Raw genomic sequence first — 1,282 nt, 5'->3', positions numbered from 1 at the left:
CGCCCGAGCTCGTCGAGTTGCTGCGCAAGCTTCAGGCCAACGTCGCCTTTGCGCTTGAAAGTTTCGACCGCGCCGACGAGAAGGCGCGGGCGGACAAGCAGCGCGATCGCCTGAGCGGGATGTTCGAGGCGCTGAGCGCGACCAACGAAGCCATCATGCGCGCCAAGACGCGCGAGGGCTTGTTCGAGGCTGCGTGCCAGGCCGCCGTACTCGGCGGTCTGTTCGCCTCGGCGACGATCGGCATCGTCGACGACGAGCGCGAGCTCGTTCGCGTCGTTGCGGTCAAAGGGCGCCTGCAGGACCGCATGATTGGACGGACCTGCAGCATTTCCGCCGGCAATCCCGAGGGAGATGGCATCATCGGCACCTCGCTACGGACGCGCCAGCCGAGTGTCATCAACGATTATCTGCACGATCCGCGCTCGGCACACTGGCACTCCAAGGCGGTGGAGGACGGGACCCGTGCTGCGGCGAGCTTCCCGCTTCTGAGGGCGGGGCGGGAGCCGGTCGGCGTTCTGCTGTTCCTGGCTCTGGAGGAGAATACGTTCACGCCCGATCTGGTCGCGCTGCTGGGGCGGCTGGCGGAGAACGTCTCTTTCGCGCTCGACAATTTCGAGCGGGCCGAGGAGAAGGCCCGCACGGAAGCGCAGAAGGAGCGGCTGACGCGTATGTTCGCGGCGCTCAGCGCGACCAACGAGGCGATCATGCGGGCGAAGTCGCGTGCCGAGCTGTTCGACCTGGTCTGCCTCGCGGCATCGAGCGGCGCCAAGTTCACGTCGACCACGATCGCGCTGGCAAGCGCCGACAGCGATCGGCTGGAAATCGTGGCGAGCGCAGGGCCGTCCGCCGACACCACCCGTAACGTTCGGCTCTCCATCGATCCGGAGCGGCCCGAAGGACGCGGAATGAGCGGCACGGCGTTCCGAACGCGGCAGCCCTGCATCAGCAATGACTATCTCAACGACGACCGCGTCCGCGCCTTCCACGCCATCGTGCGCAGTGACGGCGCGCGCTCGGGCGCAGCATTTCCGCTCGTCGCGCACGACCAGCCCGTCGGCGTCATGATCTACATGTCGACCGAGCCCGGCACCTTCACGCCCGAATACGTCGAGTTGCTGCAGCGCCTCGCCGACAACGTCTCGTTCGCCATGGAGAATTTCGATCGCGCCGACGCGAAGAACAAGGCCGACGAGCGCATCGAATACCTCGCCTCGCATGACAGCCTGACCGACCTGCCGAACCGCGAGACGTTCAACGCCCTGCTGCGCGAGGCGATCGACGC

The 1,282-nt window shown here is 66.7% G+C and carries 1 protein-coding gene; it reads left to right on the top strand.

The features are described 5' to 3' along the window. Positions 1 to 1,282, top strand: a 1,282-nt coding sequence (locus JHD07_RS12005) for a GAF domain-containing protein (RefSeq protein ID WP_291622279.1), incomplete at both ends; no start/stop codon positions are given.

The sequence above is a fragment of the Bradyrhizobium sp. genome (assembly GCF_016462955.1).
GTDB lineage: Bacteria > Pseudomonadota > Alphaproteobacteria > Rhizobiales > Xanthobacteraceae > Bradyrhizobium.
This window is presented reverse-complemented; position numbering and strand designations above follow the sequence as displayed.